Consider the following 21479-nt stretch of genomic DNA (forward strand, 5'->3'; position numbering starts at 1 on the left):
GGACACCTCGAACATTCAGGACATAGGGGAAGAGCGGGTAGGCATGAGGGCGTTTGACGCACGGTCGGTTGTGCTGCCTGACGCGAGACGGCCGGTCGCGGCACATGACGCGAAAGTGACGCCCGGCACGTACAACCTTCACGGGGGGAAGCGTGTCCAACTGACGTGGCCCAGGTTCTCGACTTCACCGCTGCGACACGCAGCCGACCCCGCATGCCCGGCGCGCCCGGCGGCATGCCGGTGATCGCGCCCATGCCCGCAGCGCGGCCCGCCCGCATACCCAGTCAGCGCGACGGCGTCGAGGATGCCGTGGCGGCCGGAACCACCGTCGACCACCTGACCGAGACCTACCGCGCGCACTACCGCTCGCTGCTGGGCCTGGCCGCACTCCTGCTCGACGACACCGCCTCCTGCGAGGACGTCGTCCAGGAGGCGTTCATCCGCGTCCACTCCGCGCGCAAACGCGTCCGCGACCCGGAGAAGACGCTCGCCTACCTGCGGCAGACGGTCGTCAACCTCTCCCGCTCGGCCCTGCGCCGCCGCATCCTGGGCCTGAAGCTGCTGTCCAAGCCGATGCCGGACATGGCGAGCGCGGAGGAGGGGGCGTACGACCAGCTGGAGCGCGACTCCCTCATCAAGGCCATGAAGGGTCTGCAGCGCCGGCAGCGCGAGGTCCTGGTCCTGCGCTACTTCGCGGACATGACGGAGGCCCAGGTCGCCGAGACCCTCGGCATATCGCTGGGCTCGGTGAAGGCGTACGGCTCCCGCGGCATCGCCGCCCTGCGCGTCGCGATGGAGGCGCCGGCATGAACCGCGACGCCCAGGGACCCGACTCCCGCGACCGCCACGAGCCCTTCGCCTGGCACGAGCCGACGGAACCGCACGAGCAAGAGCACACGCAATCGCACGCTGGGAACGGAACTGTGAACCACGGCCCCGACGACCAGAGCCCCGAAGGGTTCGACTCGGACGAGCTGGCTCTGCGCAGGATGCTGCACCAGGCGGTGCAGACGGTCGAGCCGCGCGACGGCACGCTGGACCACCTGCGGCGGGCCGTGCCCGCCCGACGCGCCCGCAAGCGGCAGGCGATGGTCGGCATGGCCGCCGCGGCCCTCTTCCTCGGCACCGCCGTCCCGGCCCTGGTGCACGTCTCCAACTCCACCGGCTCGGACGTCAACCCGTCCGTCGCCGGGCAGGCCTCACAGGCCCAGGGAGGGGCGAACCAGGGAAAGACCGACGGCAGCCAGAGCACCGCCGGAGGCACCTCCGGCAAGTCCGGGAACCCCGGCAAGAACGGCACCAAGGGCGGCGACAAGGGCAAGAACTCCGGTGCCGCCACCGGCGGCACCGCCGGCACCGACCCCTCGGCGACCTCCGTGTCGGCCCCGGTCTGCACGGCCGACCAGCTCGGCCAGGCCACCGGCAGCGCCGCCGCCCCCGACGCCGCCGGCACCGTGTACGGCACCTTCCGCGTCGTGAACATCTCCACCACCTCCTGCACGGTCGACAGCCTCGGCTCCGTGAGCTTCCAGACGGCGGGCGCCGCGGACGCCGCGAAGATCAGCACCATGCGGCACGTCGCCGGCGACGCGGCGGCCGGACTGCCCGACCCGTCCACCGAGGTCGCCTCACTGATCCTGCCGCCCGGCGCGGCCTACGAGGTGAAGTTCGCCTGGGTGCCCTCCCAGAGCTGCCCCACCACCGGCGGCGACAGCGGCGGCACCTCGGACGGCGGCCCCACCGCCGACCCGAGCCCCACGGGCGAGACCACCGGCAGCACCACCGGAACCACGTCCACGGGCACGGGCACGGACAGCGGCGTGACCACCCAGATGCTCAGGACCGACGGCACGGCGGACGGCAGCGTGATCGTGTCGCACACGACGCAGGCGGGTTCTCCCACGGCCACCGCGACGGTGCCGAACGCGTGCGCCGGAACCGTCTACTACACGGGGCTGCTCGCGGGGTCCTGAGCCTCGGTCTCGCTCTCGCTCACCAGCCCCATCGCCGCGTCGCGGGCGAACTCCACCTCCCGGCGCAGCAGCCGGAACCACATGAACACCACGAACCCGGCGAAGACGAACCACTCGCCGGTGTAACCGAGGTTCTGGAAGGCCTTCAGGTCCAGCCCCGAGCCGGCCGGCGCCGTCGCCGGCACTGCCTTCATCCCGGAGTCCGCCCTGTTCAGGGTGACCCACGCGTCGTACACGTCGTACGGCACCAGGTTCACCAGCGACGCCGCGCTGATCGCGGCGGTCTGCCCGGCCGGCAGGCCGCCCCGCGCGCTCACGCCGTTGTCGCCCGGCGTCTCGGACGCCTGCAGCGCGCCGGTGACGGTGACCTCACCGCTCGGCGCGGCGGGGGCCCGGGACGCGTCCGCCGACCCCGGCAGCCAGCCCCGCACGACCGGCAGCGCCTTGCCGCCGTCGACGCGCAGGAGCGTCAGGACGTAGAACCCCTGCTTGCCGTCCAGGGTGCGGTCCGGCACCAGCAGCTGCTTGCCCCAGTGGCCGGTGGCGATGGCCTGCCGACCGGACGTGGCCTTGTCCACGGGCAGCAGCTCCCGCAGGGGACGGGCGGCCTCCCGCCTGCTGTCGGCGGCCTGCGCGGTCGCCTGGCGGTGGTCCTGCACCCGGCCCTCGAAGCGGCTCAGCTGCCACGACCCCATGAAGATGCAGAAGGGGATGGCGAGCAGCACGAAGACGTTGATCCCCCACCACCGGGGCGTCAGCAGAAACCGGTACACGCCTTCCACGGTACGGGGCGGCCGCACCGTACCCGGCCGCGGGGTTCGCCGGGACGCGCCCACCGGCCGAGCGCCTGGACGGGTGTTCGGTAAGGGCGCGGTAGAAGTTGTCCACAGCCTGGGGACCCCGACGGCGAATTGTCCCTACGAGCAGGCAGTATGGGGCCATGACTGAGAGCAACGGGTCCGCTGCCCCCAAGCGGAACGAGGACATGCCCGACTGGGAGAAGCGCTTCAGGGCGCCGCGGGTGTCGCTGCCCGACTGGGCCGAGGACGCCCCGGACCGCTCCTTGTTCGTGTCGAACGCGACGGGCACGTACGAGCTGTACGCCTGGGACCGGGCCACGGGCGCTCAGCGTCAGGTCACGGACCGGCCGAACGGCACGACGGACGGCGTGCTCTCCCCGGACGGCGCGTGGATCTGGTGGTTCGACGACAAGGACGGCGACGAGTTCGGCGTCTGGCGCAGACAGTCCTTCGACGGCGGCCCCGACGAGCTCGCCGCCCCCGGCCTGGACGCCTCCTACCCGGCGGGTCTGGCCCTGGGCCGCGACGGCGACACCGCGGTCGTCGGCCGCTCCACCGACGAGGACGGCACCACCCTCCACCTCGTGCGCGCCGGCTCGGCCCCCGTGGAGATCTACCGCCACCGGGAGTCGGCGGGCGTCGGCGACCTCTCCCACGACGGCTCCCTCGTCGCGATCGAGCACACCGAGCACGGCGACGCCATGCACTCGGCGCTGCGCGTCCTGCGCCCCGACGGCACCAAGGTCGCCGAGCTCGACGACACCAAGGACGGCACGCGGGAGCTAGGCCTGGAGGTGCTGGGCTTCGCCCCGGTCGACGGCGACACCCGCCTGCTCATCGGCCACCAGCGCCGGGGCCGCTGGGAGCCGCTGGTGTGGGACGTGGCGACCGGCGAGGAGACCGACCTCGCCCTGGACCTGCCCGGCGACGTGAGCGCCGAGTGGTACCCGGACGGCTCGGGCCTGCTCGTCGTGCACAGCTTCGAGGCGCGCAGCGAGCTCTTCCGCTACGACCTGGCCGGCCGCGCCCTGGAGCGCATCCCCACCCCGCCCGGCACCGTCTCCGGCGCCTCGGCCCGCCCCGACGGCAGCGTGGAGTACCTGTGGTCCTCGGCCGCCGAGCCCCCGGCGGTGCGCTCCACGACCGGCGAGGTGGTCCTCGACCCGCCCGGCATGAAGTCCCCGGGCTCGGTGCCGGTGGAGGACGTCTGGGTGGACGGCCCCGGTGGCCGCATCCACGCCCTGGTGCAGAAGCCGGCCGGAGCCACCGGCCCGCTGCCGACCGTGTTCGACATCCACGGCGGACCCACCTGGCACGACAGCGACGCGTTCGCGGCGGGCCCGGCGGCCTGGGCCGACCACGGCTACGCGGTGATCCGCGTCAACTACCGCGGCTCCACGGGCTACGGCCGCGCCTGGACCGACGCCCTCAAGCACCGCGTCGGCCTGATCGAGCTGGAGGACGTCGCGGCGGTCCGCGACTGGGCGGTGGCCTCCGGCCTCGCCGACCCCGACCGGCTCGTCCTCACCGGCGGTTCCTGGGGCGGCTACCTCACCCTCCTCGGCCTGGGCACCCAGCCGGACGCCTGGACCCTGGGCATCGCCGCGGTCCCGGTCGCCGACTACGTCACGGCCTACCACGACGAGATGGAAGCGCTGAAGGCCATGGACCGCACCCTGCTGGGAGGCACCCCGGAGGAGGTCCCCGAGCGCTTCGAGGCGTCCTCGCCCCTGACCTACGTGGACAAGGTCACCGCCCCGGTCTACATCTCGGCCGGCGTCAACGACCCCCGCTGCCCGATCCGCCAGATCGAGAACTACGTCAAACGCCTGGAGGCCAGAAACGCGGTCCACGAGGTCTACCGCTACGACGCGGGCCACGGTTCCCTGGTGGTCGACGAACGCATCAAGCAGGTACGCCTGGAACTGGACTTCGCCCAGCACCACCTGGGACGCGCATAACCACGTCCAGCCGCCCAGCCGCCCAGCCGGGGGAGCCAGGCCGCCTCAGCCGCGTCCAGTCGTCCAGTCGTCCAGCCAGGCCGCCTCAGCCGCAGCGCCCCAGCCGCCGTAGCCGCGGGCAGTCGTGCCGCTGGGGCGGCACGGGTGGGCGCGGCGGCACCCCGCAAGCGCGGGCGAGCGAAACCCACCCCCGGCCCACCCCGACGCCGGTCGCCGGCACGCCAACCCGCCCCGCCCTGATCCCCGCACCACTCACGCCCCCGCCGGCTCCCACCGCCGCCGCCCCAGCAACTCCGCCAACCCCACCCGCGTCGCCGCCATCACCACCCGATCCGACTTCCGCAGCACATACGCGTCGTCCAGATCCCACACCAGCCCCCCACCCGCACCGGCCCGCGCGTCCTCGTACGCCTCCTCCGCGGCCGGTTCCTCCCGCCCCGCCGCCACCACTCCCCGCTCCAGCGCCAGCACCCGCCACGCCCCCGCCCGGAACGCCTCCCCGACCGTCTTGCCCTCCAACTGCGGATGCCCGTCCACATCCACCGCGGCGAACAGCAGCACCCGCCGCTCCACCGGGATCGCCCCCAGGATCTGGCGCCCCATCATCGCCCCGGCGAACGCGGGAGCGGCCAGGTGGGACACGCTCCGGCTCCGCGTGGACGCCCGCGGATGGGCGGCCCGCAGCGTCCGGTACACGGCGGTCGCGAAGTCGTCGTCGTACAGCCGCAGCACCACCCGCAGATCGGGCCGCACGGACCGGGCGTACAGCGCGGCCTCCAGGTTCGTCGTGTCCGCGCTGGTCACCGCGAGCAGCGCCTCCGCCCGGTGGATCTTGGCGGCCTCCAGGACGCCCTCCTGGGTGACGTCGCCGAGGACGACGGGCACCCGCAGCCGCCGGGCCGTGGCCAGGCCTCGCGCATCGGGGTCGGACTCGACGCACACCACCGGGATCTGCAGTTCCCGCAGCCGGGTCAGCACCCGCGTGCCGATCTTGCCCAGCCCGAGGAGGACGACATGCCCGCTCAGCCCGCGCGGCGGCTTGCGCAGCGCGGAGGTCGTACGGAAGGTGCCCAGCGCCTCCAGGACCGCGGCCAGCAGCACCGGCAGCAGCAGCAACCCCACCAGTCCGGACAGCAGTTGGAGGATCTGACGGCCGACGGGCTGCCCGATGGCGGGGTCGTCGATGGCGAAGAGGTCCAGCAGGGTCAGGTAGAAGGCGCGCAGCGGGTGCATCCCGGTCACCGCCGACAGGGCGATGGCGAGGGCGATCACGCACGCCACCATGCCCGCCAGCGACCACCGCAGCCGCCGCGAGAACAGCGACGCGAACGGCACGGCGCCCCGGGCCGGCGGCAGCGCGGGCCCGGAGTACGACACCTGCTCCAGCACCACCGTCCCGCGGCCGGTCGCGCCCCGTACCGCCGCCGCGTCCGGCAGCAGCAACGGCTCCTGGTCGGCGGCGAGTCCGACGCCGGCGCCGGCCGGGTCGTTGCTGGAGAGCACCGCCAGCGTGGCCAGCCCCGGCGCCGGGAGCTGACCGGGGCGCGGCGTGCGCTCGACCGCGCGCAGCAGCAGCCCGTCGGTCTGGACGACCTTGCTGGTGCCGGCGACGGCGGTGGCGGCCAGCGCGGGCGCGGCCGTGTCGGCGTCGGACAGCACGGTCGTGGAGGTGTCGAAGCCGGCGGCGTCACCGCCGCCCGCGGCCAACGCGGCGGCCTGGTCGAGGAGTTCCTCGATGTGCTGGCCGAGCCGCCGGTTGTACAGGCGCAGCACGAGCCGCAGCCGGGGGTTGAGACGGCGGGCGGTGAGGGCGGCGCGGATGTTGGTCTCGTCGTCGTCGTAGACGAGGGCGAGCGCGGCGGCCCGTTCCACACCGGCCTCGGCGAGCACGGTCTCGGTCGCCTCGGCGGCCTCGACGACCTGCTGGGCGCCGACGGGTTCGGCGCTGCCCACCCCGCCGCGGCCCACCGCCGCGGTCACCCGGTCGAGCAGTGCCGTCGTCGTCGCGCGGGCCCGGCCCACCACCGGCAGCCGGACACCGCGTTCGGAGGGCGGGACGACGAGGGTGACCTGTTCGCCGTAGACACCGCGCAGTTCGGCGGCCAGCCGGTGGGCCAGCCCGTCGTCACCGCAGACCACCATGTGCGCGGATCCGCCACCGTCCGGCTGACCTTGATTCGGAACGCTCGCCACGAGGGGAAAGACTGCCCCACCGGGACGGGTGGTTCCAGTGAAGAACCCCTACGGTCACTGAACGTCCACGGCGTTGCCGCCGTACTGAGGGGGAGCAGGACGAGCGCACGCCGCAGCGCAGCACCGGAGGTACCCCGCCCGTGGCCATCACCAGACCAGCCCCGACGGGCCCGGACACCGCCCACGAGCCGCCACGCGACACCAAGGGACCGCAGCCGGCCGCGCCGGCCGCGCCGGCCGCGCCGGCCGTCGAGGCCCCCTCGGCGTCCGGGAAGGCATCGGAGTCCCGGTCGCCGCTGATCCTCACCATGCTCCTGCTGACGCTGGTGCTGCTGCAGGGACCCATCCGCGGCGCCCTCGACGCACCCGTCATGCAGAGCTGGATGACGGTGTTCGTCGCCGTGCTCGTGCAGGCGCTGCCCTTCCTCGTGCTCGGCGTGCTGCTCTCGGCGGCCATCGCGGTGTTCGTGCCGCCGGCGTTCTTCGCGCGGGCGCTGCCCGGCCGGCCCGCCCTCGCGGTGCCGGTCGCCGGCATGGCGGGCGCGCTGCTGCCGGGCTGCGAGTGCGCGTCCGTGCCGGTGGCCGGGGCACTCGTGCGCCGGGGCGTGACCCCGGCGGCGGCACTGGCCTTCCTGCTGTCCGCCCCGGCGATCAACCCGATCGTGCTGACGGCGACCGCGGTGGCCTTCCCCCGCAACCCGGAGATGGTCGTGGGCCGGTTCGTCGCCAGCCTGCTCGTGTCGTGCGTGATGGGCTGGCTGTGGCAGCGCCTGGGCCGCACGGACTGGCTGCGCACACCGCAGCGCTCCCACTACGAGGGCCCGAGCAAGGGCGCCGCCTTCTGGAACTCGGTCCGGCACGACGTGATGCACGCGGGCGGCTTCCTGGTGCTGGGTGCGATGGCCGCCGCGACGCTCAAGGCGGTGGCCCCGGCGAGCTGGCTGCGCACGGCGGCGGAGAACCCGCTGGTGGCGATCCTCGCGCTGGCCGTCCTCGCGGTCCTGCTGTCCATCTGCTCGGAGGCGGACGCGTTCGTGGCGGCGTCGCTGACGCAGTTCTCCCTGACGGCCAAGCTGGCGTTCCTGGTGGTGGGACCGATGATCGACCTCAAGCTGTTCGCGATGCAGGCGGGCACCTTCGGCCGCGGCTTCGCCCTGCGCTTCGCCCCCGCCACCTTCGTCCTGGCGATCCTGGGCGCGGTGCTGACCGGGGCGGTGCTGCTGTGAACCGGCAGGCACAGGCGGCGGTCCTGTTCCTGACCGGCGCGGCCCTGCTGCACGCCGGCGTCACCGACCTCTACCTGCGCTACGTCAAGGCGGGACTGCAACCCCTGCTGCTGGCCTCCGGCGCGGTGCTGATCGTGGCGGCGCTGGCGACGGTCTGGTACGAGTGGCGGGGCCGCACAGACCATGCCGGGGACGCGCAGGACGACCACGGGCACGACGCCGGGGACGCGCAGGACGACCACGGGCACGACGCCGAGGACGCGCACGACGACCACGACCACGCCCACACCCACCCCGAACCCCGCATCTCCTGGCTGCTCGTCCTGCCCCTCCTCGCCCTCATCCTCGTCGCCCCGCCGGCCCTCGGCTCCTACAGCGCGATGCGCACCGGTACGGCCCTGCAGCAGCCGTACGGCTACGGCAAGCTGCCCGCCACCGGCCCGCTCGACCTCAACGTCGTCGACTACGCCACCCGCGCCGTCTACGACCACGGCCGAAACCTCAAGGGCCGTGAGATCAAGGTCACCGGCTTCGTCGCCCTCGACCGCTCCGGCGCCCCCTACCTCGTCCGCATGGCCCTCAACTGCTGCGCCGCCGACGCCCAGCCGGTGAAGATCGCCCTGACCGGCAAGATCCCTCCGGTTCTGCAACCCGACAAGTGGCTTGAGATCACGGGGAGTTACACCGCCCGGCAGACCAGGGACCCGGTGAACGGCGGCCCCGTCCCCTATGTGAAGGTGGCCTCCGCGGCCCCGGTGGCGACGCCGAAGGACCCGTACGACGAGAGCTGGAACACCTGACGCGCCTGTCCGCCGCGCCGTCCGCACCGAGAAACAGCAGGTCACCGAATTCGGCCCTGTGACATCATGCGCCCCATGACGACCGGCCAGACCCCGCTGACGATGCAGGACGCCATCCTCACGCTCCAGAACTACTGGAGCGCCAACGGCTGCATGATCACGCAGCCGTTGAACACGGAGGTCGGCGCGGGTACGGCCAACCCGTCCACGGCGCTCAGGGTCATCGGCCCCGAGCCGTGGAGCGTCGCCTACGTCGAGCCCAGCGTGCGCCCGGACGACTCCCGCTACGGCGAGAACCCCAACCGGCTGCAGACGCACACCCAGTTCCAGGTGATCCTCAAGCCCGATCCGGGCAACCCGCAGGAGCTCTACCTCGGCAGCCTCGCGGCGCTCGGCGTCGACCTGACCGCCCACGACATCCGGTTCGTCGAGGACAACTGGGCCTCGCCCGCGCTCGGCGCCTGGGGACTGGGCTGGGAGGTGTGGCTGGACGGCATGGAGATCACCCAGTTCACCTACTTCCAGCAGGTCGGCGGCGTCTCCCTGAACCCCGTCTCGGTGGAGATCACGTACGGCCTGGAACGCATCCTGATGAACCTCCAGGGCGTCTCCCACTTCAAGGACATCGCCTACGCGCCCGGCATCACCTACGGCGAGGTGTTCGGCCAGAGCGAGTACGAGATGAGCCGCTACTACCTCGACGACGCCGACGTCGACACCAACCACAAGCTGTTCGAGGCGTACGCGGCCGAGGCGCGGCGCCTGCTCGACCTGGAGCTGCCGGTCCCGGCGTACCTGTACGTCCTCAAGTGCAGCCACACCTTCAACGTCCTCGACGCGCGCGGCGCGATCAGCACCACCGAGCGCGCCAAGGCGTTCTCCCTGATGCGCGGCCTGACACACGAGTCGGCCAAGCTGTGGGCCGCCCGCCGCACCGCCCTCGGCCACCCGCTCGGCGTCGCCCCCGAGGCCGCCCCGGCCGTGCGCGCCCCGCTGCCCACCGTGCCCGGCACCGAGACGCTGCTGTTCGAGATCGGCCTGGAGGAACTGCCGTACGCCGACGTCGTCGCCACCACCGACGCGGTGCGCGAGTCGGTCACCGCCAAGCTGGCCGCGACCCGCCTCCGGCACGGCCAGATCAACGTGATGGCCACCCCACGCCGGGTCGTCGTCACCGTCGAGCGGGTGGAGCCGCGCGAGGCGGACACCGAGAAGACCGTGCGCGGGCCGAAGGCCGCGGCCGCCTACAAGGACGGCGCCCCGACGCAGGCCCTGCTGGGCTTCGCCCGCAGCCAGGGCGTCGAGCCCGACGCCGTCCGGACGGTCACCGTCAAGGGCACCGACTACGTCGCCGTCACCCGCGAGGAGCCGGGCCGCCCGGCCACCGAGGTGCTCAGCGACCTGCTGTCCGAGGTCGTCTCCGGTCTGCGCGCCTCCCGCAACATGCGCTGGAACGATCCCGCGCTGTCCTTCTCCCGCCCGGTCCGCTGGCTGCTGGCCCTGCTCGGCCGCACCCCGCTGCCCGTGACGGTCTCCGCGCTGGCCTCCGGCACCACCACCCGCGTCCACCGCACCGCCGCCGACCCGGTCGTGCAGGTGACGACCGCCGAGGGCTACTCCCACTTCCTGAAGATGCACGGCATCGTCCTGGAGCGCGAGGTCCGCTACGACGCCGTGGTGCGCGGCGCCGAGCGGCTGGCGGCCGAGGTCGGCGGCCGGATCGACGCGGCGGGGCAGGCCGGGCTGATCGACGAGATCACCGACATCCTGGAGTTCCCGCACCCGGTGCGCGGCTCCTTCGAGGAGCGCTACCTCGACCTCCCGGCGAGCGTGCTGACCACCGTGATGCGCAAGCACCAGCGCTACCTGCCGGTGCTCGACGGCGAACGCCTGATGCCGCACTTCATCACCTTCGCCAACGGCGCCTGCGACGACGACGTGGTGCGGGCGGGCAACGAGGCGGTGCTGCGGGCCCGTTACGAGGACGCGGCCTTCTTCTGGCGGGCCGACCTGAAGGTGGCGCCCGCCGACTTCCGTGCCCGCCTGGACCAGCTGACCTTCGAGGACCGCCTCGGCACGGTCGCCGACCGCGCCACGCGCATCGCCGCCCTGGGCCTGGAACTGGCAAGCCGTGCGGGCCTCGCCGAGGACACGACGGCGACCGTCCGGCGCGCCGGCGAGCTGGCCAAGTTCGACCTGGCCTCGCAGATGGTCGTCGAGTTCTCCGGGCTGGCCGGGGTGATGGCGGAGGAGTACGCCCGCCGCGCCGGCGAGCCGGAGGAGGTCGCGCGGGCGCTGGCGGAGATGGAGCTGCCGCGCTCGGCCGGCGGCGCCCTGCCCGCCTCCGACGCAGGCGCCGTGCTCTCCCTCGCCGACCGCTTCGACCTGGTGACCGGCATGTTCGTGATCGGCGCGGTGCCGACGGGCAGCTCCGACCCCTTCGGCGTGCGCCGGGCGGCCATCGGCCTGGTCAACGTGCTGCGCGCGGTACCGGCGGCGGCGGCCGTCAGCGTGAGCGACGGTCTGCGCGCGGCGGGCGCCCGCTACACCGCCCAGGGCATCGAGGTCCCTGCCGAACGCCTCACCGAGGCGGCCGAGTTGATCGCCCGCCGCTACGAACAGCAGCTCACCGACGCGGGCCACGAACACCGTCTGGTGCAGGCGGTACGGGTGTGGGCGGACCGCCCGGCAACGGGCGACCGGGTGCTGGCGGCACTGGAACAGCACGTGGCGAGCGACGAGTTCGGCGCGCTGGTGGCGGCACTGCAGCGAGTGGTGCGCATCCTGCCCGCCGACGAACTCAAGGACGTCGACCGCTCGTTGCTCACGGCACCGGCCGAACACCGCCTGGCCGAGGCGACGGAGGCGGTCCGCGGCGTCCTCCAGGGCCGAGAGGACGACCTCACCGCGCTGGTGGGCGCGTCCGCGCCGCTGGTCGAGGCGATCGACGCCTTCTTCAACGAGGTGCTGGTCATGGACCTCGACCCGGGGATCCGCACGGCCCGGCTGGCCCTGCTGTCGGACGTGGCCCGGCTGACGAGCCGGACGCTGGACTGGAGCGCCCTGTAGTCAGAGCGACTTCGCCGGCCAGTCCAGCAGGCGGGCCCCGATGACGGCCGTCTGCAGGGTGTACCGGTGGCCGGGGTCGCACGGATCGGCCCCGGTCAGCTGGTGGATCCGCGCCAGCCGGTAGGTCAGCGCCCGCACGCTCAGCGCCAGCCGGCGCGCGGCCTCCGCGGCGACGCACCCGCACTCGAAGTACACGTTCAGCGTCTCCAGCAGCGCCTCCGCACCACCGCGCGCCGCGGTCAGCGGACCCAGCGCGTCCTGCACCAGGTCGGCCATGGCCTGCCGGTCCCGGGTGAGGACCGGGTACACCAGCATGTCGGCGGCGCGCAGCACCGGCCCCTCCAGCCCGAGCCGCTCGGCCAGTTCGAGGGTGTTGAGGGCCTCCTCGTAGGACTGGACGACCCCACCGGGGCCCTGCTGCGGCCGGCCGATGGCCACGCGGCAGCCGTCCGTGGCGGCGTACGCGTGCTTGGCGAAGTGGGCGAGCACCTCGTCCTGGTCGCCGGGCGCGACGCACAGCAGCCGTCCGTCCTTGGTGGTGAGCAGGATGTTGCGCCGGCCGAAGCGGGCGTCGAGGGCGTGCTCCACCTGGCGGGGGACCGGCGCGCCCTCGTCGTACGCCGTCGGGCCCTGCGCGACCGCCACGGCGTGGGCGTGCGAGAGGCGCAGACCGAAGCGCTCGGCGCGTTCGGCCAGGTACCCGAGGTCGCTGCGGCCGTGGAGCAGGTCGTCGATGAACTCCCGGCGCGCTGCCTCCTCCCGGCGTACGGCGACCAGTTGGGCGTGCTCGTAGCCCTCGGCGAAGGCGTCGACGACCTGGGTCATGGCGGCGAGCGCGCCGTCGGCGGAGCCCGGCGCGGCCGGCCAGGCGGTCCGGGCGGCGGTGAGATGGGCGACGATCAGGGCGCGCAGCCCGTGACCGGCCTCGGCGGCCCGCTCGCCCAGCGCGCGCCGGGCCGCCAGCTCGTCCCGGGTCAGCCGCCGGCCGGTCGCCGACACCTCCGCCAGCAATTGGGCATACCCGTCCAGATACTGGCCGGGCGTCTCACGCTCCGCCACCCCGTCCCCCGTTCCCTGACGCGCCGGTGACGGTTTCCCGCGCGCCCCCGGCATCGAAACCCTAGTGAACACTGCCGGAAACCGGCAATGCGCGGGCGTGCGCAGAGCGCGCACCATGGGCCGCGGGGAGCACCACGGACGGTCCCGATGCCGGTTTCCGGCATCGGAACCCAGGGAGACGAGGAAACGGGGGTCGGGGACCATGGGGGCGTTTCTCGCGGCCGCCGCGGGGTTTCCCACCATCCTGTTCAGCTCGGCACTCGTCGTGGTCGTCGTCTTCTGGCTGCTGACCGCCGTCGGCGCGGCCGACCAGCACGGCTTCCACGGGCACCAGCACTTCGAGGCGTGGGGGATGGGCGGAGTACCGGTGACGGTCGCGTTCTCCCTGCTCACCGTGGTCGCCTGGTTCGTCAGCCTCAGTACGACGGTGCTGCTGGACCCGCTGGTGCCGTTCGGGCTCGCCCGGGCCGCGTTCCGGCTCGCGGTCCTGGCGGTCGCGCTGCTGGTCGCCTGGCGGACGACCCGGCTGCTCGTCCGCCCCCTGCGCCACCTCCTGCCCGACGCCCCCGGCCCCTCCCGGCACGACTTCGTCGGCCTGACCTGCACGATCCGCACCGGCCGGGTGGACGGCGGCTTCGGACAGGCCGAGGTCCGGCCGGCCGACGGCTCCAGCGCCCTGGTCCAGGTGCGCCAGTCGGGCGACGACGCCCTGCGCAGCGGCAGCACCGGACTGCTGTACGCGTACGACGAGACCGGCGAGTTCTTCTGGGTCGCGCCCTACGACAGCGCGCTCGACCCAAGCCGTCCCCCTTCCGCCTGACCTCGGCTCACCCACCCACTTCATCCTTCGAGGACTCATGTCATGAACGCCATCACCGTGGGCATCGGCGTGCTCGTCGCCGTCGTGCTGCTCATCGCGCTCACCCTGCTGCTGGTGGTCGGCCGGCTGTTCCGCAAGGTGGAGCAGGGCCGGGCGCTTATCATCTCCAAGACGAAGAAGGTCGACGTCACCTTCACCGGGGCCGTCGTCCTGCCGGTGCTGCACAAGGCCGAGTACATGGACATCTCGGTGAAGACCATCGAGATCCGCCGCACCGGCCGCGAGGGCCTGATCTGCCGGGACAACATCCGCGCCGACATCCACATCAGCTTCTTCGTCCGGGTCAACAAGACCGTCGAGGACGTCATCAAGGTCGCCCAGGCCATCGGCACGCACACCGCCAGCGACCCGGCGGCCATCCAGGACTTCTTCGCCGCCAAGTTCTCCGAGGCCCTCAAGACGGTCGGCAAGCAGCTGGACTTCGTCGACCTCTACACCAAGCGCGAGGAGTTCCGGGACCGGATCATCCAGGTCATCGGCACCGACCTCAACGGCTACCACCTCGACGACGCGGCCATCGACTTCCTCGAGCAGACCCCGATGACCCAGCTGGACGCGGCGAACATCCTCGACGCCCAGGGCATCCGGAAGATCACCGAGCTGACCACGGTCGAGCACGTGCGCACCAACGAGTACGAGCGCACCGAGCAGAAGGAGATCACCCGGCAGAACGTCGAGGCCCGGGAGACCATCCTGGAGCTGGAGCGCCGCCAGGCGGAGGCCGAGATCAGGCAGCGGCGCGAGGTGGAGACCCTGCGCGCCAAGGAGGAGGCCGTCACCGCGCGGGTGCAGGAGGAGGAACGGCTCGGCGCCCAGACCGCCTTCCTGCGCACCGAGGAGCAGCTCGGCGTCCAGCGCGAGAACCAGGCCCGCGAGATCGCCGTCGCGCAGAAGAACCGCGAGCGGGTCATCGCCGTCGAGAACGAGCGCATCGAGAAGGACCGCATGCTGGAGGTCATCGCGCGGGAGCGGGAGACCGCCCTGTCCGGGATCGCCAAGGACAAGGAGGTCGAGGCCGAGCGGCGGACGGTCGCGGACGTGGTCCGGGAGCGGATCGCCGTCGACCGGACGGTCGCCGAGCAGGAGGAGGCGATCAAGAAGCTGCGCGTCGTCGAGGAGGCCGAGCGCACGCGGCAGTCGGTGATCATCGCCGCCGAGGCCGAGGCGCAGGAGAAGCTGGTCAAGGACATCAAGGCCGCCGAGGCGGCCGAGTCCGCGGCCAGGCACCGGGCGGCCGAGCAGCTCACCCTCGCCGAGGCGCGGCTGAAGTCCGCCGACCTCGACGCCCGCGCCAAGCTGCGGCTCGCCGAGGGCGTGCAGGCCGAGGAGGCCGCCGCGGGACTGGCCGCCGTACAGGTCCGCGACAAGGAGGCCGAGGTCACCGAGAAGGCCGGCCGCGCGGAGGCAGTGGCCACGGAGGCGAGGCTGCGGGCGGAGGCCGAGGGCACCCGGGCGAAGACGCTCGCGGAGGCCGAGGGCGCCGAGGCAAGGCTGCGGGCCGAGGCCGAGGGCGCGCGGGCCAAGGCGCTCGCGGAGGCCACCGGCATCGGCGAGAAGCTCAAGGCCGAGGCGGAGGGCCTGAGCCAGAAGGCGGTCGCGATGGCCGCCCTGGACGACGCCTCCCGCGGCCACGAGGAGTACCGGCTGCGGCTGGCGGCGGAGAAGGAGATCCGTCTGGCCGGCCTCGACACCCAGCGGCAGGTCGCCGAGGCGCAGGCCACGGTCCTGGCGACCGGCCTGGAGAACGCCGACATCGACATCGTCGGCGGCGAGTCCGTCTTCTTCGACCGGCTGATGTCGGCGATCTCGCTGGGCAAGGGCCTCGACGGCTTCGTCCAGAACTCGGACACGGCACAGGCGCTGGCGAAGCCCTGGCTCGACGGCACGGCGAGCTTCACCCAGGACGTGAGCCGCGTACTGGGCTCGGTCTCCACCGCCGACGTGCAGAACCTCACCGTCTCGGCGCTGCTGCTGAAGCTGATGAACACGGGCGGCACGGATGCGGTCGCGCTGCGCCAACTCCTCGACCGCGCGGGCGAACTGGGCGTCGCGGACACGCCCCTGGCGTCCGTGAACGGCACCGCCCCGCAGGGGCGCGGGGAACTGCGCGACTAGCCACGACGGCGCCGCAGGTGACCCACCGCGTCACCCCCTGACCCGTTCCGGAGCCGCCGCACGAGGGGACGGCGGCTCCGGAACGCGACCCACCGAACGCGCCCCACCGAACGCGACCCACCGATCTGCTCAGCTCGTGGAGAGGCAACCATGACCACCGGCCCGGACCATGTGCGTGAAGGCTCGTACGAGGCTGTGGGTGACGGCGTCTACGAGGCGGCCGGCGACGGTGCCTACGAGGCCGCCGGCGACGGTGCCTACGACGCTGCCGGTGACGGTGCCTACGAGGTGCTGCGGGACCGCCTCACCGCGCAGGCCGCCGAACTCGCCCGCCGGGCGGAGCGGCTCAACGCCCGCCGCGTGGAGGAGTTCAGCTCCACCGGGCTGGAGCTCACCGGGACCGGAAACCTGCGCACCGAGCACAACCGGGTCCCCCGGGACCTGGTCGCCGTGGGCGGCGCACTGCTCCTCGGCACCACCGCCGCGCCCGGCCCGGGCGGCCCGCCCACGGTCGCCGACGTCCTCACCCTCCACGACCGCGACCTGAACCCCCTGCCTGAGGACGCGGTCCCCGGCCTCCTCGACGACCCCGCCTTCGTCCGCGAGTTCACCGAACTCCACCGCTACTACCGCGACGCCCGCCTCCTCCGACTCCGCCTGCTGGAAGGCAGGTTGCTCGCCGTGTTCCAGACCGGCGAGCAGGTCGACGACATCCGCGTACTGCGCTGGAGCGTCGCGGCCGACGGCCGTGTCTCCTTCCTCGACGCGCGCGGCGAACGCGACCACGTCTTCCCGCCGGCCCACGACTTCACCTGGACGCGGACCACCCGCGACGACCACGTCCTCGGCCGCCACCCCCATGTCTCGATCGAGGGCGAGGTGTTCGTCACCACCGTCGGCGGCGCCCTCACCGTCAAGACCGACGACGACACCGAGACCGCCGACGGCATCCACCGCGAACCGGTCGACGAACCGCTGCAGTCCCTCGCCGACGCGGAGATCGCGTACGCGCGCGTGGGCGCGCTGATCCTCCTGGACGTCCTGCCCTACAAGGAGGAGACCCACCGCCACCTGGTCTTCAACACCCTCACCAGGACCGTCGTCCGCCTCGACGCCGTCGGCCGGTCCTGCCACCGGCTGCCCGAGGACCGGGGAATCGTCTTCCCGGGCGGATACTGCCTGGCCACGGGGGCGTACAAGACCTTCGACGGCGTCGACACCGACGGCCTCGCACTGGAGCGGACGGTGCGCTCGCCGAACGGCGAGGACGTCCTGTTCGCCTACCAGGCGCGCGCCACCGGCCGCAGTCTCCTGCTGCCGTACAACATGGTCCGCGAGCAGGTCGCCACCCCCCTGGCCTGCGAGGGCTGGGCGCTGTTCGAGGACGGCGCGCTGACCGTGCTGCGCCCGCACACCGGCGACCCCGCCCGCGTCCACGGCGTACGGCGGTGGACCTCTCCCTTCGTCTCCGACACCCACGCGGCCACCCGCCCCGCCGGCACCGGCCCGCTCGCCCGCGTCGGCAACGCCGACCTCGTCCGGGGCATCTCCGACTGTCTCTCCCTCACCGCGACCGCCGCCGGTACGACGCCCACGACCGAGGTGTACGAGGCCCTGGCCGCCGCGTGCGTCCGGGCCGCCGACACCCACCACTGGCTCGGCGATCCCGAACTCGGCGACCTGCGCACCCCGTTGGACGCGCTCCGCACGGCCGCCGAGCAGGTGCTGACCGAGTTCGAGACCGTCCGCACCCTCACCCGCCAGGCCGCCGACGCCCTCGCGCAGGCGTCCGAGCGCACCACCGCTCTCGTACGACGCCTGCGCGGCGAGCCACCGCGCGACGCCGCCGCCTGGATCGACGGCCTGACCGAACTACGCCGAGCTCAGGGCCACTTGCTCACGCTCAAGGACCAGCGGTACACGGACACCGACCGCGTCGACGCCCTCGCGGCCGAGGTCGAGGCGGACCTGGCGTCGTTCGGGCAGCGGGCGGTGGCGGCGCTGGCCCGCGAGGACGCCTTCGCCGGTCACCACGACGCCATCGAGGCCCTGGTCGCCGAGGCCGACGCGCTTGCCACGGCCGCCGAGGCGGCACCCCTGACCGCCCGTCTCGACGAACTCGCCGAGCGGCTGCGGACGGTCACCGAGGTGGTGGCCGGCCTCGACATCGCCGACGCCACGGTCCGTACGTCCGTACTCGAGCGGGTGGCCGAGGTGCTGGGCGGGACCAACCGGGCCCGCGCCGCGCTGGACGCCCGGCGCCGCGAACTGCGGGACCGGGAGGGCCGCGCAGAGTTCGCCGCCGAACTCGCCCTGCTCGCCCAGTCGATCACCGGAGCCCTGGCCGCCGCCCCCGAGCCGCAGGCCTGCGACACCCAACTGTCACTGCTTCTGGTCCGGTTGGAGAACCTGGAAGCCCGCTTCACCGACCACGACGACCTCCTCGCCGAACTCGCCGGCAAACGCACCGAGATCCACGAGACGTTCGCCGCCCGCAAGCAGACCCTCGCCGACGAACGCGCGCGCCGCGCCGAGCAACTGGCCGCCTCCGCCCACCGTCTGCTGGAGACGGTGGCCCGCCGCGCGACCGTCCTTGCCGACGCCGAGGCGGTCGGGGCGTACTTCGCCTCCGACCCGATGGTCACCAAGGTCCGCCGCACCGCCGAGGACCTGCGCGCCCTCGGCGACCAGGCACGCGCCGACGAACTCGCGGGCCGCCTGACCGCCGCCCGCCAGGAGGCCGGCCGCACCCTGCGCGACCGCACCGACCTGTACGCCGACGACGGCCGCACCCTGCGCCTGGGCCGCCACCGGTTCGCCGTCAACACCGAACCCCTCGACCTCACCCTCGTCCCGCACGGCCCCGACGGTCTGGCCTTCGCCCTCACCGGCACCGACTACCGCTCCCCGGTCACCGACCCCGGCTTCGCCGACACCCGCCCCTACTGGAACCGCCCCCTGCCCTCGGAATCCCCTGAGGTCTACCGCGCCGAGCACCTCGCCGCCCGCCTCCTCGCCGAACACGGCCCGACCGCCCTCGCCGAGACCGACCTGGCCGCCCTGGTCCGCCGTGCGGCCGAGGAGTCGTACGACGAAGGCCACGAACGCGGCGTCCACGACCACGACGCGACGGCGATCCTCACCACCCTTCTCCGACTGCACGCCACAGCGGCCCTGCTCAGCCACCCGCCGGCCGCCCGGGCCACGGCCCACCTGTTCTGGACGCACGACACCACCCCCGAGTCCCGTGACACATGGACGAGACGCGCCCGCTCGCTCGCCCGCGCGAGGGAGACGTTCGGACCGACCCCGGTGATCACCGACTTTTGCTCCGAGCTGGGGGCGGCGATCGGCGACGCGGCGGCGGCGAGGTACCTGTTCGAGGAGCTCACGACGGGCCCGGAGGGATTCGTGCTGAGCGCCGGAGCACGCGAGTTCCTCGACAAGTTCCGCCGCACGGTGGGCACATCGGCGTACGACGAGGACCTGACCGCCCTCGTCGACCTGCCGGCCCGCCGCCAGCTGATCGAGGCGTGGCTGTCGGCGTACGCCACGACGAGCGGCTACGCCGACCTGGCCGCCGACGACCTGGCCGAGGCGATCGCGGCGGAACTCTGCCCCGACCTGCCGCGCTACGAGTCGGACGCGCCGCTGACGGCGACGGTGGAGGGCCTCCGCGGCGCCCACCCCCGCATCACCGCAACAGGCACCCTGACCCTCCGTATCGACGAATTCCTCGCGCGCACCGAGGAGTTCAGGACGGCGCAGGTCCCGGCCCACCGCGCCTACCAGCGCCGGCGCACGGCGCTGGTGACCGCGGAACGCGCCCGCATCCGCGTCGACGACCACCGCCCGCGCGTGATGACGACCTTCGTCCGCAACCGGCTCATCGACGAGGTCTACCTCCCCCTCCTGGGCGACAGCCTGGCCAAACAGCTGGGCACGACGGCCGGGCCCGGCACGGGAGGCCTGCTGCTGCTCGTCTCCCCGCCGGGATACGGCAAGACGACGCTGATGGAGTACGTGGCGGACCGCCTGGGCCTGGTCCTGGTGAAGGTCGACGGCCCGGCACTCGGCCACCGGGTCACCTCCCTCGACCCGGCGGAGGCGCCGAACGCAACGGCCCGCCAGGAGGTCGAAAAGATCAACTTCGCCCTGGCATCCGGCAACAACACTCTCCTCCACGTGGACGACATCCAGCACACGTCCCCCGAACTCCTGCAGAAGTTCGTGCCGTTGTGCGACAGCACGCGCCGCGTCGAAGGAGTGTGGGACGGCGAGCCCCGCACCTACGACCTGCGAGGCAAACGCTTCGCCGTCTGCCTCGCCGGCAACCCCTACACCGAGTCCGGCACCCGCTTCCACGTCCCCGACATGCTGGCCAACCGCGCCGACGTATGGAACCTGGGAGACGTCGTGACCGGCAAGGAAGCGGTCTTCGCGCTGAGCTTCATAGAGAACGCCCTGACGTCGAACCCCACCCTGTCCCCCCTGGTGACCCGCCCCCGCGGCGACCTGGACGTCCTCCTCCGACTGGCCTCCAACGACCCGACGGCCCACCCGAACCACCTCACCCACCCCTACGCCCCGGCCGAACTGACCCGGATCCTCCAGGTCCTACGCCACCTCGTCACGGCTCGCGACACGGTCCTGACGGTGAACGGGGCATACATGACTTCCGCCGCCCAGTCCCCAACCACCCGCACGGAACCCCCCTTCCAACTCCAGGGCTCCTACCGCAACCTCAACAAGATCGCCCAACGCATCCACCCGACGATGAACCCCGATGAACTCACCGCGGTCATCACCGACCACTACCGCGCCGAGGCCCAGACCCTCACGACGGGCACAGAAGCCAACCTCCTGAAACTGGCAGAACTCCAGGGCACCCTGACCCGCGAACAGGCCTCCCGCTGGACGACCCTGAAGCACCACGAACAAGCCAGGACCCCCGCACCGCCCCCTACCGCGCTCTCCTGACAGCACGCTCCTTCTGTGGACCTGCCCGATCTCTCTCCTCACATGGCTGATCGCCATGAGCACGGGGCCCGGCGACGCCCGGGCCCCGCTTGCGTGTCGCCCTGAACCCGCAAAAAAGGTTGGTGCTCGGCTATCAGCAACGTTCGGCTCGTGAGACCGAGTGAGAACGGCGGTTCTTCGCTGCAACCTGCATCGGCGCCGGGATACCGCGTGCGGTGCTCCGCTACAGGGGTGGGGTTGCAGTACCAGAGGGGATCGCGTTGGCCTTCGAGCCCCGTGGAGTCCTCGTCCCACGCGTCGAGAGCATCGACGGCTCGCTCTCGGTACCGCCACAGCTCCCTGGTGCCGAGGATCTGCCGTATCGAGGGGACCAACGTCGCTCAGTGACGGCGCTCCTGGGGACGGTCGAGGAGAGGGATGCAC

General features: G+C 72.9%; 12 protein-coding genes. 9 read left to right on the forward strand and 3 right to left on the reverse strand.

All coding sequences use genetic code 11. The features are described from left to right. Window positions 1–234 precede the first annotated feature (234 nt). Together LN251_RS15350 and LN251_RS15355 are read left to right on the forward strand one after the other, a co-directional pair. On the forward strand, window positions 235–810 hold the full coding sequence (locus LN251_RS15350) for a SigE family RNA polymerase sigma factor (RefSeq protein ID WP_200701695.1): 576 nt from the start codon (window positions 235–237) through the stop codon (window positions 808–810). Next, entirely contained in the window at window positions 807–1973 is a 1167-nt protein-coding gene (locus LN251_RS15355; protein ID WP_458244916.1) for a hypothetical protein, read from the forward strand. The genes LN251_RS15350 and LN251_RS15355 overlap by 4 nt, the downstream gene beginning before the upstream one ends. On the opposite strand, the gene LN251_RS15360 is transcribed toward LN251_RS15355, so the two are convergent. After that, window positions 1946–2746, reverse strand: a complete 801-nt coding sequence (locus LN251_RS15360; protein ID WP_458244917.1) for an SURF1 family protein — start codon at window positions 2744–2746, stop codon at window positions 1946–1948. The two genes, LN251_RS15355 and LN251_RS15360, sit on opposite strands and share 28 nt — an antisense overlap. Before the next feature lie 167 nt (window positions 2747–2913). Between LN251_RS15360 and LN251_RS15365 the strand changes: the two genes are divergently transcribed. Then, window positions 2914–4734: a S9 family peptidase gene (locus LN251_RS15365; RefSeq protein WP_458244918.1), complete on the forward strand. Its 1821-nt coding sequence runs from the start codon at window positions 2914–2916 to the stop codon at window positions 4732–4734. 252 nt (window positions 4735–4986) lie between these two features. Here LN251_RS15365 and LN251_RS15370 read toward each other — a convergent pair whose 3' ends face one another. Then, on the reverse strand, window positions 4987–6876 hold the full coding sequence (locus LN251_RS15370) for an NAD-binding protein (RefSeq protein ID WP_458244919.1): 1890 nt from the start codon (window positions 6874–6876) through the stop codon (window positions 4987–4989). Between the two features lie 191 nt (window positions 6877–7067). On the opposite strand from LN251_RS15370, the gene LN251_RS15375 reads away from it, so the two are divergent. From LN251_RS15375 to LN251_RS15385, 3 genes are all read left to right on the forward strand, one after another. After that, the gene (locus LN251_RS15375; protein ID WP_458244920.1) at window positions 7068–8153 is read left to right on the forward strand and encodes a permease; all 1086 of its coding nucleotides are present in this window, start codon (window positions 7068–7070) and stop codon (window positions 8151–8153) included. After that, window positions 8150–8953 (forward strand): TIGR03943 family putative permease subunit, encoded by an 804-nt coding sequence (locus LN251_RS15380; protein ID WP_458244921.1) that lies wholly within the window; start codon window positions 8150–8152, stop codon window positions 8951–8953. The genes LN251_RS15375 and LN251_RS15380 overlap by 4 nt, the downstream gene beginning before the upstream one ends. A gap of 75 nt (window positions 8954–9028) precedes the next feature. After that, the gene (locus LN251_RS15385) at window positions 9029–12022 is read left to right on the forward strand and encodes a glycine--tRNA ligase (RefSeq protein ID WP_458244922.1); all 2994 of its coding nucleotides are present in this window, start codon (window positions 9029–9031) and stop codon (window positions 12020–12022) included. On the opposite strand, the gene LN251_RS15390 is transcribed toward LN251_RS15385, so the two are convergent. Further along, on the reverse strand, window positions 12023–13081 hold the full coding sequence (locus LN251_RS15390) for a PucR family transcriptional regulator (RefSeq protein WP_458244923.1): 1059 nt from the start codon (window positions 13079–13081) through the stop codon (window positions 12023–12025). It abuts the gene before it with no gap. A gap of 202 nt (window positions 13082–13283) precedes the next feature. Between LN251_RS15390 and LN251_RS15395 the strand changes: the two genes are divergently transcribed. The 3 genes from LN251_RS15395 to LN251_RS15405 all read left to right on the forward strand — a co-directional run bounded on the left by LN251_RS15395 (window position 13284) and on the right by LN251_RS15405 (window position 21056). Further along, complete coding sequence (locus LN251_RS15395) at window positions 13284–13901, forward strand: hypothetical protein (RefSeq protein WP_458244924.1); 618 nt, start codon at window positions 13284–13286, stop codon at window positions 13899–13901. A 42-nt stretch (window positions 13902–13943) separates the two neighbouring features. Further along, on the forward strand, window positions 13944–16076 hold the full coding sequence (locus tag LN251_RS15400; RefSeq protein WP_458244925.1) for a flotillin family protein: 2133 nt from the start codon (window positions 13944–13946) through the stop codon (window positions 16074–16076). A gap of 150 nt (window positions 16077–16226) precedes the next feature. Continuing rightward, window positions 16227–21056: a DNA repair ATPase gene (locus LN251_RS15405; RefSeq protein ID WP_458244926.1), complete on the forward strand. Its 4830-nt coding sequence runs from the start codon at window positions 16227–16229 to the stop codon at window positions 21054–21056. The last annotated feature ends 423 nt before the right edge of the window (window positions 21057–21479 follow it).

This window comes from Streptomyces sp. MAI_2237, assembly GCF_054189285.1.

Bases quoted from the DNA above. Each gene is read 5' to 3' on its own strand.
- LN251_RS15370 (WP_458244919.1), bottom strand. From the start codon at position 6,876: ATGGTGGTCTGCGGTGACGACGGGCTGGCCCACCGGCTGGCCGCCGAA.
- LN251_RS15400 (WP_458244925.1), top strand. From the start codon at position 13,944: ATGAACGCCATCACCGTGGGCATCGGCGTGCTCGTCGCCGTCGTGCTG.
- LN251_RS15385 (WP_458244922.1), top strand. From the start codon at position 9,029: ATGACGACCGGCCAGACCCCGCTGACGATGCAGGACGCCATCCTCACG.
- LN251_RS15405 (WP_458244926.1), top strand. From the start codon at position 16,227: ATGACCACCGGCCCGGACCATGTGCGTGAAGGCTCGTACGAGGCTGTG.
- LN251_RS15355 (WP_458244916.1), top strand. From the start codon at position 807: ATGAACCGCGACGCCCAGGGACCCGACTCCCGCGACCGCCACGAGCCC.
- LN251_RS15395 (WP_458244924.1), top strand. From the start codon at position 13,284: ATGGGGGCGTTTCTCGCGGCCGCCGCGGGGTTTCCCACCATCCTGTTC.
- LN251_RS15350 (WP_200701695.1), top strand. From the start codon at position 235: ATGCCGGTGATCGCGCCCATGCCCGCAGCGCGGCCCGCCCGCATACCC.
- LN251_RS15365 (WP_458244918.1), top strand. From the start codon at position 2,914: ATGACTGAGAGCAACGGGTCCGCTGCCCCCAAGCGGAACGAGGACATG.